This is a genomic window from Flavobacterium ginsengiterrae (genome assembly GCF_039539785.1).
In the GTDB taxonomy this organism is placed as follows: Bacteria; Bacteroidota; Bacteroidia; order Flavobacteriales; family Flavobacteriaceae; genus Flavobacterium; species Flavobacterium ginsengiterrae.
In genome coordinates this window covers 322,123-340,205 of sequence record NZ_BAABDU010000003.1, presented here as the reverse complement: position 1 = coordinate 340,205, position 18,083 = coordinate 322,123, and the positions used below count along the sequence as shown (strand labels likewise).

At 36.7% G+C, this 18,083-nt stretch carries 9 protein-coding genes; all 9 read left to right on the top strand.

Annotated elements, in window-relative coordinates; translation table 11 throughout:
- Window positions 1-6: 6 nt before the first annotated feature.
- The 9 genes from ABD859_RS04340 to ABD859_RS04300 all read left to right on the top strand — a co-directional run bounded on the left by ABD859_RS04340 (window position 7) and on the right by ABD859_RS04300 (window position 17,895).
- Entirely contained in the window at window positions 7-1,581 is a 1,575-nt protein-coding gene (locus ABD859_RS04340) for a RagB/SusD family nutrient uptake outer membrane protein (protein ID WP_345140753.1), read from the top strand.
- 23 nt (window positions 1,582-1,604) lie between these two features.
- Entirely contained in the window at window positions 1,605-2,972 is a 1,368-nt protein-coding gene (locus ABD859_RS04335; protein WP_345140750.1) for a hypothetical protein, read from the top strand.
- A 79-nt stretch (window positions 2,973-3,051) separates the two neighbouring features.
- Window positions 3,052-5,535, top strand: coding sequence for a glycoside hydrolase family 2 TIM barrel-domain containing protein (locus ABD859_RS04330; RefSeq protein WP_345140747.1), 2,484 nt, complete (start codon window positions 3,052-3,054; stop codon window positions 5,533-5,535).
- Between the two features lie 200 nt (window positions 5,536-5,735).
- On the top strand, window positions 5,736-8,135 hold the full coding sequence (locus ABD859_RS04325; protein WP_345140744.1) for a glycoside hydrolase family 31 protein: 2,400 nt from the start codon (window positions 5,736-5,738) through the stop codon (window positions 8,133-8,135).
- Window positions 8,136-8,351: 216 nt separating this feature from the next.
- Window positions 8,352-10,358: a glycoside hydrolase family 97 protein gene (locus ABD859_RS04320; RefSeq protein WP_345140742.1), complete on the top strand. Its 2,007-nt coding sequence runs from the start codon at window positions 8,352-8,354 to the stop codon at window positions 10,356-10,358.
- Between the two features lie 79 nt (window positions 10,359-10,437).
- A complete protein-coding gene (locus tag ABD859_RS04315; RefSeq protein WP_345140739.1) occupies window positions 10,438-11,994 on the top strand; it encodes a GH39 family glycosyl hydrolase in 1,557 nt (518 codons plus the stop codon).
- Between the two features lie 98 nt (window positions 11,995-12,092).
- Window positions 12,093-14,327, top strand: coding sequence for a glycoside hydrolase family 3 C-terminal domain-containing protein (locus tag ABD859_RS04310; RefSeq protein ID WP_345140736.1), 2,235 nt, complete (start codon window positions 12,093-12,095; stop codon window positions 14,325-14,327).
- A gap of 1 nt (window position 14,328) precedes the next feature.
- On the top strand, window positions 14,329-15,834 hold the full coding sequence (locus ABD859_RS04305) for a cellulase family glycosylhydrolase (RefSeq protein ID WP_345140734.1): 1,506 nt from the start codon (window positions 14,329-14,331) through the stop codon (window positions 15,832-15,834).
- Window positions 15,835-15,948: 114 nt separating this feature from the next.
- Entirely contained in the window at window positions 15,949-17,895 is a 1,947-nt protein-coding gene (locus ABD859_RS04300; RefSeq protein ID WP_345140731.1) for a sialate O-acetylesterase, read from the top strand.
- Window positions 17,896-18,083 lie beyond the last annotated feature (188 nt).

The following is an 18,083-nucleotide window of genomic DNA, read 5'->3' as shown; positions in this document are numbered from 1 at the left end:
AAAAAAATGAAAAATACCTATTTATATATTTTCTGTTTGTGTTTACTTTCATTGGCTTCTTGCAGTTTAGAAACGGAGCCTTACACACAGCAGACAGATGAAAATTTTTATAAAACTACAGATGATGCTTATCTAGCTCTTGTAGGATGTTATGACGGAATGCAGGTTGCTACCGGAGGAGCCGGAAAAGGAGTTCCTGTTGTAAGTGAGATCATGTCAGATGATTGTTTTGGAGGAACTGGTAATTCAGATAAATACGATTATGCAGCAATAGATGAGTTTGATATTTCTCGTGCTCCTGCTGAGGTTGATATGTTTAATGATAACTGGATTGCTTATTACAGAGCACTTTATCGTTGTAATGTTTTATTGTCTAAAATGGATCAGATTGACTGGAAAGGTGATACAGCTTTAAGAAATACGTATGAATCTGAAACTAAATTTATCAGAGCTTATTTATATTTTGAAATGGTGCGTCTTTGGGGAAATATTCCTTTGCTTACAGCACCTTCAACCGAAAATGTGCCACAGGCGTCACCAGACGAAGTTTATAAAGTTATTGCAGAAGATTTAGTTTATGCTTCAAATAATTTGCCTTCTGTAGCTTACAATGCTACTACAAGCGGGCGTGTTACAAAATGGGCCGCAAAATCCCTGCTTGGACGTGTTTATTTATACTACACAGGATATTACGGAAAAACGGATTTAGCAGGAGTGGTAACTAAAGCACAAGTTTTGACACATTTAGAAGATGTTGTTACTTTAAGCGGACATGCTTTAGTAGAAGATTTCTCAACACTTTGGCCAGCTGCTTCTGTAGATAAATATGCAGGAGAAAGTAATAAAGAAGTAGTTTTTTCTATAAAATATACTTTTACAAGTGATTACAACGGAAATACAGATGGTAACCATTGGTTAGTAATGTTCGGAATGAGAGAGTTCTCATCTTATCCTTACGGACGCGGTTGGGGTGTAACCGTAAATTCTAAATTATGGAATGCATATACGGCTAATGATACAAGACGTGTTTCAACAATGATTGGAATTACAGAAGAAAAAATACCTTTTAATAAAATAAATAATCAGCGTGAATATACAGGTTACTACAACAAAAAATATTCGCCAATGGTCGATAAAGACGGAAAAGATCTTCCTTTAACGATGGGAAGCCAGTTTTGGGATATCAGTCAGTTTCAGGATTATACCGTGTTAAGATATGCTGATGTATTATTAATGGCAGCTGAATTAGGAAGTGGCAATGCACAGAATTATTTTGATCAGGTACGAAGAAGAGCATACAAAACAGCTTTTACTGCTTTGCCTGTTAATCAGGATAATATCATGAACGAAAGACATTTAGAGTTTGCATTAGAAGGAATAAGATATTGGGATTTACTGCGTCAGGGAGTAAGCAAAGCATCTTCAAGCATTGCAGAAACTACTATTTTACTAAACGGAGGAGTTCAGTCTTCTAAAACAATTTCTGCAGGAAATATTCAAAAAACAAAAGGATTACAGCAAATTCCAAACACACAGATTACATTATCTAATGGAGTTTTAAAACAAAATGAAGGCTGGTAATTTTTAATTTAAAAAATAAAGAAATGAAAAATATAAAAATAATAATTACAACATTTTTGATGCTGGCAATGCTGGTATCATCTTGTTCGCCTGATAGTTATTCTCTAGACGGCGCGATTGATAAATCGGATATTCATTTTGAAATTACTCAGGATTTAGTAAAAGATCCGGGCGGAAATACCGTAATCTTAAAAAATACTACACCGGGAGTCGTATTAAATTGGGATTATGTAATAGGAAAATCAGACAAAGCTGTAGAAACGGTGCAATATGCTTTTAAGGGAAGTTATACCATTAAAATTTCGGCAGTTACCGGCGGTGGTATTGTAGAACTTGATCCTGTAACCGTAACTGTAACTCAGGATAATTTAAATTATGTAAACGATCCACTTTGGACAGCCTTATCCGGAGGAGTAGGAAAACAAAAAGTATGGATTGCTGACAATGGTAAATACGGAATGGCTCCAGGCGCAATGTCGTATGGAGATCCAAGTGTTACGCAGGAGTGGGGTAATTTCACGCCAAACTGGGAACCGGAAGGAAATGCAAATTCAAGCACAGATGCCGATATGCACTGGGGAAGAACAATGACTTTCAGTTTAGAAGGCGGACCATTTATGAAAGTAAATGAAGCCGACGGAACTCTTAAAGAAAGCGGTACTTATTTCTTAGATATTAATACCCATACTTTAACCACTACAGGAGCAACAATTTTAAGACCAGATAATTACATTGCAAATGCAAGCAACTGGAATAATAATGTTAAGATCTTAAAACTTACTGAAAATCAGCTGCGAATTGCCATAATGAGAACCAACAGCGAAGGTCCGTGGTGGTATATCTGGAACTTTGTTTCAAAAGAATATGCAGACAATTATGTACCGCCTGTTACAGGACCAACGTATGACGAAGGTTTCGATCCAACTTTTGCTTCTGGCGAGTTATTAAAAATGCTTACGGGCGGTGCTGGTACAGGTAGAGTTTGGGCTTTAGACGGAAATGGAAATCCAGTTGACTGGTTAGGTAAAGGAAAAGGCTGGACTGTTGATGCTACAAGTTCTTACAACTGGGGCTGGAATGACGATTGGGCAGCGGCTGCAGGTAATTCTTGGATTCGTTTTGATCAGTTTGGAGGTAAACTTAATTATACAAGAAGTCAGGATGGTGTTGTAACTACTGGTTTATTTACGATTAATGAAGCTGAGAACGAAATTAATTTAGGAAGTAATGTGCTTATTCAAAATTCAGGAAGCTGGATGAACCCAACAACCAATATTATTAAAGTCGTGAAAGCTTACAATAGTGATTATCTTACAAAAGGTATTTGGTTTGGAACTTCTTATGATGCTGGCAAAGATGAATGGTTTGTGTTCCACTATATAATTCCTTGAAAATGAAATAAATTTTAATTAACTAATAACTTGAAAGCAGCCTAAAAACTGCTTTCAGGTTATTAAAATTTAAAACACTATGTTTAAGCCGACTGCATATAAAAAATTAGGATTACTCTTTGTCAGCCTGTTGTTACTCACAGCCTGCAAAAAAGGAACCGATGAGAAATTTAGTAATCGAAAAGTTTCTTTTAATGAAGATTGGAGTTTTCACTTAAGTGATAGTTTAACATATAAAGACACTATTGGAACTACATTTGAATGGGAAACCTTAGATTTACCGCACGATTGGAGTATCGAAGGGAAATTCGATGAAAAAAGTCCGGCAGGTTACGGTGGAGGTTCACTTAACGGAGGTTTAGGCTGGTATAAAAAAACATTTAAAGTTGCTGAAGCAGACAGCACAAAAATTACTTCAATTACTTTTGACGGCGTTTACAGAAACAGCGAAGTCTGGGTAAACGGACATTATTTAGGAAAACGCCCAAACGGTTATATTGGTTTTCAATATGAAATCTCCAAATACTTAAACTACGGAGATAAAAACAATGAAATTATTGTTAAGGTTGACAATTCAAAACAACCTAATTCACGCTGGTATTCGGGTTCCGGAATTTTCAGAAATGTCTGGATCGAAACTACAGATAAACTTCATGTTTCGCAATGGGGTACGTACATTACAACTCCAAAAGTTACGGTTGAAAAAGCTTCAATAAATTTTGAAACGACAATTCAAAATCAATATGCTGAAAATAAAAAAGCGACTGTAACCACAACTATTTTAAAAAAAGACAAAAAAGTAACATCAGTTACTCAGGATATAACAATCAGTGCAAACGGAAATCAGAAATTAAATCAATCAGCCGAAGTTGAAAGTCCGATTTTATGGTCAGATGAAAATCCGGAATTGTATACAGCAGTTACCGAAATTTCGCTTGACGATAAAATCATCGATCAATACAAAACGACTTTCGGAATTAGAGATTTTAAATTTGATCTGAACAAAGGTTTTATTTTGAATGGAAAACAAGTCAAAATAAAAGGAGTTTGTATGCATCACGATTTAGGTCCATTGGGTTCTGCAATTAACACACGTGCTATCGAACGCCAATTGGAAATCTTGAAAGAAATGGGTGTAAACGGAATCAGAACTTCTCATAATCCGCCTGCTCCAGAACTTTTAGAACTTTGCGACAAAATGGGGTTCATTGTCATGGATGAAGCTTTTGACATGTGGAAACAAAACAAAACCAAATACGATTATGCGAATGATTGGGACAAATGGCACAAACAAGACTTAATCGATCAATTGTTACGCGACCGTAATCACGCCAGTATTTTTATGTGGAGTATTGGAAATGAAATTCCGGAACAGTGGAACGAAACCGGTATTGAAATCGCAAAAGAATTAGCCGCAATAACTCGTCAATACGATAAAACAAGACCAATTACAGCAGGAATGAATCCGCCGGTAAATATGAATATTGATGCAGTGACTTTACAATTTGAGAAAAAAGATGTTTCGATTAATCCGCTTGCCGGATCTGGAGTTTTAGATTTAATCGGATACAATTATGCGCATCAGACATTCGAACATCATTTGAAAAATTTCCCAAACACACCTTTCATTGCAACCGAAACGACTTCAGGTTTACAAACGAGAGGATATTATGATGCCGTTTCAGACACTATAAAAAAATGGCCAGTTCGTTGGGATCTTAAATTCACAGAAGGAAATCCGGGAAACACCGTTTCAGCTTACGATCAAGTGCAGACACCTTGGGGTTCAACGCACGAAGCAACTTGGAAAATTATTAAAAAACACGATTTCTTGGCTGGAATGTACGTTTGGACAGGTTTCGATTATATCGGAGAACCAACTCCATACGAATGGCCGTCGGTAAGTTCGTATTTCGGAATTGTTGATTTAGCTGGTTTCCCGAAAGATGTATATTATATGTATCAAAGTGAATGGACAAATAAAACCGTTCTTCACGTTTTCCCACATTGGAACTGGAAAGTCGGACAAACGGTTGATGTTTGGGCATATTACAATAATGCCGACGAAGTAGAACTTTTCGTAAACGGAAAATCAGTTGGAAAAAGAGCTAAAAAAGGAGACGATTTACATGTAATGTGGAGAATTCCTTTTGAAGCAGGAACGTTAAAAGCGATTTCCAGAAAAGGCGGAAAAGTAGTTTTAGAAAAAGAAATTAAAACCGCTGGAAATCCTTCGCAATTAAAATTAACTGCCGACAGAGCTTCAATAAAAGCCGACGGAAATGATTTGTCTTTTGTAACGGTAGATATTTTAGACGAAAAAGGAACTTTAGCACCAAATGCCAATAACGAAATTAATTTCTCTTTAAAAGGAGACGGAAAAATTGTCGGTGTTTCAAGTGGCGATCCAGTTAGTCATGAATCGTTTAAAGGAAATAAACATACCGCTTTGGCAGGAAAATGTTTAGTGATCATTCAATCTTCGAAAAAAACAGGAAGACTAGAATTAACCGCAAAAGCAAACGGACTAAAAGAAGCTGCAATAGTAATTACAGCAGAATAATAAGTTCACTCTCCTGCAAGGTTTTCAAAACCTTGTAGGTATAAAATATAGCCACAGATTAAAAGGATTAAAAAGATTAAAATCTGCCAGAGAAAGAAAAAAAATCCTTTCGAATCCTTTTAATCTGTGGCAAAAAAATAAAAGTTTAAACCTACAAGGTTTTGAAAACCTTGCAGGATGAAAAAATAAAAAAACAACCAATGAAAAAATCACATTTAAAAACCTTGTTCTCGATTTGCGCTTTTGGACTTCTGACAGTTCCAAATGCTTCAGCGCAAATTCAGAATGCAGACGTATTAAACGCTCCGATCGATATCAGCAAAGATTTTCAGAACTATCTGAACACATTTTATTTTGCTGATGAACTGGCTTCTTTTGATCCTGCAACAGGAAAAGGAACAATCAAATATTTGAGATACAATTATAAAACGCGTCAGGCTTTCAACAACATGATGATGAAACCGGATGTAGAAAAAGCAAACGAATTCCCGACAACAGAATACGCAGAATCTCCAGTTTTGCCTTTCGAAATTCAATTTGTTTCTGATAGAACCGTTAGAATCAAAACGACTTCTGGCCCGCAATTTCATCCACAAAAAGAGTCTTTAATGTTGGTTGACGGCGTTGCACCAAATCACCCTGAATTATGGAAATATTCTAAAATCGAAGGTGGCCACAGTTACACAAGCAAACATGGAAGAGTCGAAATTTTGACAAAACCTTGGCACGTAAAAATCTATGATGAAAAAGGAAAACTGCTGACAAGTACGCTTCACGATACAGATTTTAAAAATACCTATACGCCAACACTTCCGTTTTCTTATGTTCGCAGAAACAGCGATTATTCAAGAAGTATGGGCGCAGCGTTTAGTTTAGAACCAGACGAAAAAATATTTGGTTGTGGAGAATCATTCACACAATTCAACAAACGTGGTCAAAAAGTTGTTTTATGGACAGATGATGCCAACGGAATCCAAAATGAAACGATGTACAAACCGATTCCATTTTACATGAGCAGTCGTGGTTATGGCGTTTTCATGCACCATTCAACACCAATTACAGTTGACTTTGGAAAGTATTTTTCAAGCGCAAACGAAATGTACATTGGCGACGACGAAGCCGATTTGTTTTTCTTTATCGGAGAGCCAAAAGACGTTTTAGATCAATATACCAATTTGACTGGAAAAGCAGCGATGCCGCCACTTTGGTCTTTCGGTTTTTGGATGAGCCGTATTACGTATTTCTCAGAAAAAGAAGGTAGAGAAGTTGCAAGAGATTTAAGAAAATACAAAATTCCAACTGACGTAATTCACTTTGATACAGGTTGGTTTGATGTAGATTGGAGAAACAATTACGAGTTTGCAAAATCTCGTTTCCCAGACGCCACAAAAATGATGTCTGATTTGAAGCAAGACGGTTTCCAAGTTTGTTTATGGCAATTGCCTTATTTCACTCCAAAAAATACATTGTTTCCAGAAATTATGGACAAGGATTTGGCGGTAAGAGACAGAAAAGGAAATCTTCCTTATGAAGATGCTGTTTTAGATTTCTCAAACCCTGAAACTATTTCGTGGTACCAAGGAAAATTAAAAAAATTATTTGATGAAGGCGTTGCCGTTTTCAAAGTAGATTTTGGAGAAGCAGCACCGCCAGACGGAATTTACCATTCTGGAAGAACAGGTTTCTACGAGCACAATTTATATCCGTTACGTTATAACAAAGCCGTTGCCGAAATTACTCAGAAAGAAAAAGGGTATACATTAATCTGGGCAAGAAGTACTTGGGCAGGATCGCAGCGTTATCCGTTACATTGGGGAGGAGATTCTGAAACAACAAACGGAGCGATGTCGGCAGAATTGAGAGGCGGACTTTCATTAGGTCTTTCGGGTTTCAGTTTCTGGAGTCATGATGTTGGAGGTTTCGCAACAAAATCACCTGAGAATATTTACAGAAGATGGACGCCATTCGGAATGTTGACTTCGCACGTAAGAAGCCACGGAGAACCGCCTCGTGAGCCTTGGTTGTATAGCAAAGAATTCTTAGAAGGATTTAGAAAAGCAGATAATATGCGTTACGAATTAATGCCATATATCTACGCGCAAGCCAAAGAAAGTTCAGAAAAAGGATTGCCAATGATGCGCGCATTATTCGTAGAATATCCAAACGATCCGGGAGCCTGGTTGGTTGATAATCAATATTTATTTGGTTCAAGTATGTTGGTTGCACCGCTTTTTGAAGAAGTTGAAGAAAGAGACGTTTACCTTCCAGAAGGAACGTGGATTGATTATCAAACTAAAAAAGTATATCAGTCAGGATGGCATAAAATCAAAGCGGGCGAAATTCCGATTATTGTTTTAGTGAAAGACGGAACTGCATTGCCACACATCGGTTTAGCGCAGTCTACAAAAGATATGGACTGGAGCAAACTGACTTTGAAAGTTTATGCAAGTGATAAAACAAATACCGCTTCCGCGAAAGTATATCTTCCAAACGGAGACGCATTACAAGAAATCAAAGTAACCAAAACCGGAAACAATTTCGAAGTAACCGCAAATCCATTAAACGGAAAAACCATTTTCAAAACAGAGTGGGTTAAGTAAAAAGTTATAGCCAAAGATTAAAAGATTTAATTCTCTCGCAGATTCTGCAGATTGAACAGATTTTTTTTCTAAACTGTGGCAAAAAAATATAGGCACAGATTTAAAGGATTAAAAAGATTAAAAAAAATCTGCTCAATCTGCAGAATCTGCGAGAAACAAAAAAAATCCTTTCGAATCCTTTTAATCTGTGGCTAAAAAAACATAATTCCAAAAAACATGAAAAACTATCTAATTCTCCCAGCCGTACTGCTTTCGATCACAATCGGATACAGTCAGAAAACAAAAAATGCTTACGAACTGGCTTCACCAAACGGTCAGAATAAAATCAAATTTGAGTTAGTAAAAAATGCTCCAAAATATGGCGTTTCACACGGAAAAACCGAAGTGATCTCACCATCAGAAATGGGATTTTTACTAAAAGGAAATGAAGATTTGAGTACCAATTTCGAAATCAAAGGAGCCAAAACTTCAACCTTTGATGAAACTTGGGAACAAGCATGGGGAGAAAAGAAAAATATCAGAAATCACTACAATCAATTAGTAGTTGATTTACAGCAAAAAACAGGAAACAAAAGAAAACTTCAGATTCAATTCCGTGCATTTGATGACGGAGTTGCATTCAGATATGTTTATCCAAAACAAAATGTGAAAGACAGTATTTTCATCATGGATGAAAAAACCACTTTCAACCTAAAAGAAGATGGAAAAGCATGGTGGATTCCAGCAAACCGCCCAGACCGTGATGAATATTTATTTAAAGATGCGCCGGTAAGTACATTAGATACAGTTTTGACTCCGCTTACAATCGAAAGCAAAAGCGGTTTGGCTTTAAGTTTTCACGAAGCTAACTTGTATGATTTTGCGAGTATGACTTTGGTAAACACAAAAGGAACAGAATTAAAATCAGATTTAGTGCCGTGGGCTGACGGAGTTAAAGTTCGTGTAAAAGATTCATTTACTTCTTCTTGGAGAACGATTCAAATTGGAGAAAATCCGGGAGAATTGATTACTTCTTATTTGATTTTAAATCTGAACGAACCAGACAAATTAAAAAACACAGCATCTTATTTCAAACCATACAAATATTTAGGAATCTGGTGGGGAATGCATATTGGGAAATATACTTTCTGGGAAAGCGATAAACAAGGTGCAACAACGCAACATGCAAAAGAATATATTGATTTTACATCAAAAGAAGGTTTCAATCATTTATTGATCGAAGGCTGGAACAAAGGTTGGACGCCAGCTTGGTATGAAAACCGTATGCACATGTTCAGCTTTACGAAAAGTGCAGATAATTTCGATTTAGATAAAGTAGTTGCTTACGGAAAAAGCAAAAACGTAGAGTTAATCGGATACCACGAAACAGGTTCAAACTTAATTAACTATTTAAAAGAAGTTGACGAAGGTTTTGCTTTATACAAAAAACTTGGAATTCATACGGTAAAAATCGGTCACGTAGGTTCTAAACTGAATATGAAACAAATGCACTTCGGACAGTTTGGAGTGAATTATTTCAGATACATTTTAGAAAAAGCGGCACAATATGATTTGGCAGTTTTATACCACGAATCAATTAAAGATACAGGAGAAAGAAGAACTTATCCAAACATGGTTTCGAGAGAAGCGGCGCGTGGTCAGGAATACAACGCATGGAGTGAAGGAAATCCGCCAAACCATTTGAGTATTATTCCGTTTACAAGATTACTTTCCGGACCAATGGATTTCACTCCTGGGATTTTTGATGTTGAGGTAAAACAAGGTTACCCAGGAAAAAGAATTCAGGGAACAGTTGGACAGCAATTGGCATTGTACGTTGTGCTTTATTCTCCGATTCAAATGTTGGCCGATCTTCCTGAAAACTACGAAGGAAAACCAGCTTTACAATTCTTAAAAGATGTTCCAACAGATTGGGAAGACACTAAAATTGTAGAAGGAAAAATTGGTGAATACATCACAACAGCAAGAAAAGACAGAAAAAGTGCGGATTGGTATTTAGGAACTTTAACGAATGAAAAACCAAGAAAAGTGGAAGTTTCATTATCATTCTTAGATCCAAACGCCACTTACGAAGCTCAGATTTATGTTGATGCAGAAGGAACAGATCAAAAACACAATCCAGAAGGAGTTGCGATTTCTAAGAAAACCGTAAAAGCATCAGATAAATTACAATTGAATTTAGGTGGTGCCGGCGGTGGTGCGGTGAGATTTAAAAAATTGTAACCTCAAATTTCACAAATTTCCGCTAATTAAATTTGTGATAATTTGTGCAATTTGTGGTAAAAAACAAATCATTTTCCAGATGAAAAAACTTTTAATAGCAGTAGTTTTAATTAGTACGATCAATTTGACGGCACAAACCCGAACGATAAAAGTAGATTACAACAAATCGGCGGGAAAATTAAATACCATGTTCAAAGAATGCATAGGAGCGGGAAGAGCAAACGAAGGACTTCGCGCTGATTGGCAGCAACAATTGGCATTAGCGAAAAAAGAATGCGATTTTAAATATATTCGTTTTCATGGTTTATTGTCTGATGATATGGCGGTTTATCGTGAAGACTCAAAAGGAAATCCAGAATACAATTATCAATATATTGATGTTCTTTTCGATTATATTTTGAGTCTGAAAATGAAACCCTTTGTCGAATTAGGTTTTATGCCGAATGCATTAGCAAGCGGACCAGAAACGATTTTTTGGTGGAAAGGAAATGTTACGCCTCCAAAAGATTATAAAAAATGGGAAGATTTAATTAAAAATTTAACACAGCATTTTACAGAAAGATACGGAGTTGAAGAAGTAAAAACATGGTATTTTGAAGTTTGGAATGAACCGAATCTTTCACCAGGATTCTGGACAGGAACTCAGGCAGAATATTTCAAATTATACGATTATGCGGCGCGTGGTGTAAAAGCGGTCAACAAAGCATATAAAGTTGGCGGACCAGCAACGGCAGGCGCAGGCTGGGTTCCAGAAACTATTGATTTTTGTGCTAAAAACAATGTGCCGATGGATTTTGTTTCAACGCATACGTACGGTGTAAATCAAGGATATTTGGACGAATTCGGAACTTCGGGAACCGTTTTGAGTCCAGACGAAAACAGTATTAGCGGCGACGTTATTAATTCTCGAAAGCAAATTTCCAATTCGGCTAAACCCAATTTAGAATTGCATTATACAGAATGGAGTTCATCTTACACGCCTGCAGATCCAATTCACGATAGTTATCATTCGGCAGCTTATATTTTGCAGAAATTAAAACAAGTTGGAAATGCAGCAACTTCAATGTCATATTGGGTTTTTACAGATATTTTTGAAGAACCAGGACCAAGATTTACACCTTTTCATGGTGGTTTCGGATTGTTGAATACGCAGGGAATCAAAAAACCGGCTTATTTCTCGTATCAGTTTTTAAACAAATTGGGAGAAACAGAACTTCAAAATTCGGATAAAACGTCATGGACGACTAAAAACGCAAAAGGCGATGTGCAGATTTTACTTTGGGATTTTACCAATACACATCCCGGAGATAAAGTTTGGAACCAGACGTATTATGTTCAGGACCTTCCATCAAAAGAAAAAGGAATTGTGAAAGTTGAAGTTGACGGATTGCAGAAAGGAAAATATACTTTAGAAATCTATAAAGTAGGTTATAAAGTAAATGACGTTTATGCCGATTATTTGGCTTTGAATAAACCAAGTCAGTTAACGCGTGAACAAGTGAATGCCATGAAAAAGAAAAATAACGGCGACCCGATTGCAACAGAAAAAATCACAATTGATGCAAAAGGAAGTTTTAGCAGAGAGTTCAAAATCAATGAAAACGACGTTGTATTTCTAAATTTGATAAAACAATAAATTAAAAGCAAAAAACCACAAACAATATAATATTAACGAGATTTACTGATGATGCGTGAGGCATCAAAATCTTTAAGTCTAAAAACATCTAACTATCTATGAAAAACAAAATGATCATGTTGTCAGCGGTTGTTTTGGCATTATTTGCTTCTTGTAAAAATGATGCTCAGACAGCAGCTTCAAATTCGGCGCAGACCGAAGAATACGTTGGAAAAGAAATCGGAACAGAACATGATGCTGAAATCGACAAACTGATTTCGCAGATGACTTTAGAAGAAAAGATCGGAATGCTTCACGGGAATAGTATGTTTGCGAATGCAGGTGTAAAACGTTTAGGAATTCCAGAATTAAAAATGGCTGATGGACCGTTAGGAGTTCGTGAAGAAATTTCAAGAGACAATTGGGCGCCGGCAGGATGGACAAATGATTTTGCAACTTATTATCCAGCGGGAGGAGCTTTGGCAGCGACTTTTAATGCAGAAATGGCACATACTTTCGGAACTAGTTTAGGAGAAGAATTACGTGCTAGAGACAAAGACATGTTGCTTTCGCCTGCCATCAATATGGTAAGAACACCGCTTGGAGGAAGAACGTACGAATACATGTCTGAAGATCCGTTTTTGAATAAAAAAATCGCAGTGCCTTTGGTCGTTGGTTTACAGGAAAAAGATGTTATGGCTTGCGTAAAACACTACGCAGCAAACAATCAGGAAACGAATCGTGATTTTGTTGATGTTCAGATTGACGAGCGTACACTTCGCGAGATCTATCTTCCGGCTTTTGAAGCAACGGTAAAAGAAGGGAAAGCATACAGTATAATGGGCGCTTACAATAAATTCAGAGGTGAATATTTATGTGAGAACGATTATATGCTGAACAAAATTCTTCGTGACGAATGGGGATTCAAAGGAATTGTAGTTTCGGATTGGGCTGCGGTACATTCAACAGCAAAATCTTTGAAAAGCGGTTTGGATATTGAAATGGGAACTCCAAAACCATTTAACGAATTTTTCTTAGCTGATAAATTAATCGCTGCCGTAAAATCGGGAGAAGTTTCAGAAAAAGAAATCGATCTTCATGTAAAACGTATTTTACGTGGTTTATTCCATATCAAAGCAATGGGCGGCGGAACGCGTGCAAAAGGAAGCATCGCAACAGAAGCGCACTACAAAGATGCTTACGATATTGCTGCTGAAGCTATTGTTTTATTGAAAAATGAAAACAATGCGTTGCCGCTAAAATTAGACGGAGTAAAATCGATTGCCGTAATTGGAAACAATGCGACAAAGAAAAACGCTCTTGGCGGATTTGGTGCAGGTGTAAAAACAAAAAGAGAAGTTACGCCGCTTGAAGGTCTTAAAAACAGACTGCCTTCAACAGTAAAAATCAATTATGCTGAAGGATATTTAGAGCGTTACGACGAGAAAAATAAAGGAAACTTAGGAAATATTACGTCTACAGGACCAGTTACAATCGACAAATTAGACGATGCAAAAGTTCAGGAAGCGGTTGAAGCAGCTAAAAACTCAGATGTTGCAATCATTTTTGCGGGTTCAAACCGTGATTACGAAACAGAAGCTTCAGACAGAAGAGATTTACACTTGCCTTTCGGACAGGAAGAATTAATCAAAAAAGTATTGGCTGTAAATCCAAAAACAATTGTGGTGATGATTGCCGGAGCTCCATTTGATATTAATGAAGTCAGCCAAAAATCTTCAGCTTTAGTTTGGAGCTGGTTTAATGGTTCTGAAGGAGGAAATGCTTTAGCCGATGTAATTTTAGGAAAAGTAAATCCGTCAGGAAAATTACCTTGGACAATGCCTAAGAAAATTCAAGATTCTCCTGCACACGCTACAAACAGTTTCCCTGGAGACAAAGCGGTTAATTATGCAGAAGGACTTTTGATTGGATATCGTTGGTTTGATACTAAAAATGTAGCGCCGTTATATCCTTTTGGTTACGGATTATCATACACGACTTTTGCTTTAGAAAATGCTAAAACAAACAAAACAGATTATGCACAAAACGACGTAATCGAAGTTTCTGTTGATGTTAAAAACACTGGAAAAGTAGACGGGAAAGAAGTAGTTCAGGTGTATACTTCAAAATCAGATTCTAAAGTTACGCGTGCGGCAAAAGAACTAAAAGGTTTCAAAAAAGCGACTGTTAAAGCAGGAAGTTCAGAAACAGTTAAGATTAAAGTTCCTGTAAAAGAATTAGCATATTACGATGTTGCTTCAAAAAAATGGGTTGTTGAACCAGGAAAATATACTATTAAAGTAGGAACTTCTTCTAGAGATATTAAAAAAGAAATTGCTGTAACAATCAAATAAGATGAGAAAGTCACTAAAAGATTATACTTTAAGTATAGTATTAAGTTTTGCTTTTTTAGGAGTTTTGGCGTGCAGTTCGGATAAAGAAACTTCTCAGGAAACTACTGTAAAAACTTTAACAGCAAGCACAGCAAAAGTTGATTTTGAAAGTAAAGAAAATGCTGTTGATGTTACAATTACTTCAGATGCAACGGCATGGTCATTATCAAGTTCAGCGAGCTGGATAAAAGTAAGTCAGTCTGCAGGAACAAAAGGAACAATTATCGTTAAGATAACAGCATTAGAAAATGCAGAAAAAACAGCAAGAACAGCCGTTCTTACTTTAAGTTCTAACGAATCAAAATCGGTAACAATACAAGTTTCTCAAGCTGGAGGTACTGTCGTTGCAGGATTATATCCGAGTTATAACACCAATCCGATTGCAGCAGATCAAACAGGAATGGCAAGTACAGCCGTTCAATTGGCAGCAAAAATTAAATTGGGCTGGAATATCGGAAACACTTTAGAAGCAACAGGAGGCGAAACCGCTTGGGGAAATCCAAAAGTAACTAAAGCCTTAATTGATGCTGTAAAAGCAAACGGATTTAATGCCGTAAGAATTCCGTGTTCATGGAATCAAAACTTAGAAAATGCGGCAACGGCAAAAATCAAAACCGATTGGTTAAACCGCGTAAAAGAAGTAATTCAATATTGTGTAGATAACGATATGTACGTTTTGGTGAATATTCACTGGGACGGAGGCTGGTTAGAAAACAATATTACCGAAGCCAAAAAAGAAGAAAACAATGCAAAACAAAAAGCTTTTTGGGAACAAATTGCAACGCATTTAAGAAGTTTTGACGAACACTTACTTTTTGCAAGCGCCAACGAACCAGCGGTTGAAGACGCCGCTCAAATGGCAGTTTTAAATTCCTATCACCAAACTTTTATTGATGCAGTTCGTTCGACAGGAGGAAAAAATGCGTACAGAACTTTGGTAGTTCAAGGGCCAACAACCGATATCGAAAAAACAAACAAATTAATGACTACATTGCCAACCGATAAAGTGGCAAGCCGAATGATGGTTGAGGTACATTATTATTCACCTTGGAATTTCGCTGGTTTAACCAAAGACGAAACTTGGGGTAAAATGTTTTACTATTGGGGAGCTGGTTTTCACTCTACAACCGATACTGAGCGAAATGCAACTTGGGGAGAAGAAGCAGATTTAGAAAAGAACTTCAAATTAATGAAAACGCAATTTGTAGACAAAGGAATTCCAGTTCTTTTGGGAGAATTTGGAGCAATCAGAAGAACGACCTTAACTGGAGATGCTTTAACTTTACATTTAAACTCCAGAGCCTACTATTTAAAAACGGTGGTAAAAACAGCAAAAGCAAACGGATTATTACCTTTTTATTGGGATGAAGGAAGCAAAGGAAATAATGGTTTCGGAATTTTTAACAGAGACGATAATACCGTTTTTGATACCAAAGCTTTAACCGCTTTAAAAGAAGGATTACTGTAAAAATCTTTTTGAAAACAATATAAGTGATATAAGTAAATTTAAGTACGATGTAAATCATAAACTTAAAATAGCTTATATCACTTATATGGTTTAAATCATTTAATAAATAGAAAAATGAAAAAGTTAATTGTTTTTATTTTGCTGGTATTTAGTGTTATAGCTAACGCTGAAGTACGAATGCCTTTGTTGTTTTCTGACGGAATGGTATTGCAGCGCAACAAACAAATTCCGATTTGGGGTTTTGCTGATGCGAATGAAAATATCGAAGTCCATTTCAACAAACAAATTAAAAAAACAACAGCCGATAAAAACGGAAAATGGACGCTAAATTTAAATCCGGAAAAAGCTGGCGGACCATTTGAGTTAATCATTGTCGGAAAAAATAAAATCACCATCAAAAATGTTTTGGTTGGAGAAGTCTGGATTTGCAGCGGACAATCGAATATGGAATTTCAGGTTTTCAAAACCATGAATGCTGAAAAAGAAATCAGCAGTGCAGATTATCCAATGATTCGTCATTTTGGTGTTGCACAAGATTTAAGCGGTACACCAAAAGACGATTTAAAACAAGGAAAATGGGAAGAAGCCAATAAACAAAACGTCGGTAATTTTACAGCAGTTGGTTATTACTTCGCCAGAAAATTATATTCAGAACTAAAAATTCCAATCGGAATCATCAATACATCTTGGGGAGGTACCAATGTAGAAACATGGACAAGCCGTGAAGCTTTCGAAAAAAGTGATGAATTTAAATCGATGATCGCGAATGTTCCAAGTGTAGATATCAATGCGATTTTTGAAACGTATAAAAAATCAGTTTTAGACAATCTGAAAAAAGTACAGGGGTTTGATGTTTCGATGGAAAACGAAGAGCAGTTTCAAAACCCAAATTTCCAAGACAAAAACTGGCCCGAAATAAAAGTGCCTTCACTTTGGGAAAACCAGCAAATCGGAAATATAGACGGAATTGTCTGGATGCGTAAAACCATTGTTTTAACAGCCGAACAAGTCAAAAAAGAAGCCATTTTACATTTAGCAAAAGTGGACGACGAAGACAAAACTTATGTAAACGGAGTTGAAGTGGGTACCAATAATCTTTGGGATGTAAAAAGAATTTATAAAATTCCGGCCAATGTTCTAAAAGAAGGAACAAATGTAATCGCCGTTCGAATCACCGATTACAGCGGAGGCGGCGGAATCTACGGCGATCCGGAAGATTTAAAAATCGATTTTAAAGATTCAAATTTTCCGCTTGACGGACTTTGGAAATTCAATGTAATAAAAGTTAGAATAGAAGTTTCGCCAAACAGTTATCCGTCGTTATTGTACAACGCGATGGTAAATCCGCTTGTTCCGTATGCAATTCAGGGCGCTTTATGGTATCAAGGCGAAGCCAATGTTTGGAGAGCAAAACAATATAAAACGGCATTTCCATTAATGATAACCGATTGGAGAAGCAAATTCAAACAAGGCGATTTTCCATTTTATTTTGTACAATTATCTACTTTCGACGAATTCGGTGGCAACAGCCAAAAAGGAAGCCGTTGGGCAGAACTTCGCGAAGCACAATCCGAAATTTTAAAATTACCAAATACAGGAATGGCCGTTACAACCGATATCGGAAATGCAAAAGACATTCATCCAACAAACAAACAAGATATTGGTTTACGTTTGGCAGCAATTGCAATGAACAATATTTACGGCAAAAAGCAAGTTCACAGTGGGCCAACTTACAAATCTCAGGAAATAAAAGGAAATCAAATCATTGTGACTTTCGAGAATACAGGAACAGGATTATCAACGCCAAATAACGATGAATTAAAAGGTTTCGAAATCGCTGGAACAGACAAAGTTTTTCATGCCGCGAAAGCGATAATTAAAGACAATAAAATAATCGTTTCGAGCGAAAAAGTTCAAAATCCCGTTGCTGTACATTACGGTTGGGCAGACGATGATACGAATATCAATTTGTTTAACAAAGAAAAATTCCCTGCATCGCCATTCAGAACCGATAATTGGGAAATGGTAACAGCAAACGAAATTTATAAAGTGAGTAAGTAATATTTGGGCGTGACCCCATCCCGATAAGCGGGCAAATATTCTTTGCGCTTATTCGCCCACTTATCGGGACGCGGTCGGGCTATCCACGCTACTTCGGTAGCCAGCTCCTATCCCTCACGCAACTCAAAAATGTAAAGTACTGTTCCGTTAGGAACAATTCGTTGGTAATAATGTTAGATAAAACTAAT

What these genes read in the sequence shown, in the direction of transcription:
- ABD859_RS04340 (WP_345140753.1), top strand. Translation starts at nt 7, where the DNA reads ATGAAAAATACCTATTTATATATTTTCTGTTTGTGTTTACTTTCATTG.
- ABD859_RS04335 (WP_345140750.1), top strand. Translation starts at nt 1,605, where the DNA reads ATGAAAAATATAAAAATAATAATTACAACATTTTTGATGCTGGCAATG.
- ABD859_RS04330 (WP_345140747.1), top strand. Translation starts at nt 3,052, where the DNA reads ATGTTTAAGCCGACTGCATATAAAAAATTAGGATTACTCTTTGTCAGC.
- ABD859_RS04325 (WP_345140744.1), top strand. Translation starts at nt 5,736, where the DNA reads ATGAAAAAATCACATTTAAAAACCTTGTTCTCGATTTGCGCTTTTGGA.
- ABD859_RS04320 (WP_345140742.1), top strand. Translation starts at nt 8,352, where the DNA reads ATGAAAAACTATCTAATTCTCCCAGCCGTACTGCTTTCGATCACAATC.
- ABD859_RS04315 (WP_345140739.1), top strand. Translation starts at nt 10,438, where the DNA reads ATGAAAAAACTTTTAATAGCAGTAGTTTTAATTAGTACGATCAATTTG.
- ABD859_RS04310 (WP_345140736.1), top strand. Translation starts at nt 12,093, where the DNA reads ATGAAAAACAAAATGATCATGTTGTCAGCGGTTGTTTTGGCATTATTT.
- ABD859_RS04305 (WP_345140734.1), top strand. Translation starts at nt 14,329, where the DNA reads ATGAGAAAGTCACTAAAAGATTATACTTTAAGTATAGTATTAAGTTTT.
- ABD859_RS04300 (WP_345140731.1), top strand. Translation starts at nt 15,949, where the DNA reads ATGAAAAAGTTAATTGTTTTTATTTTGCTGGTATTTAGTGTTATAGCT.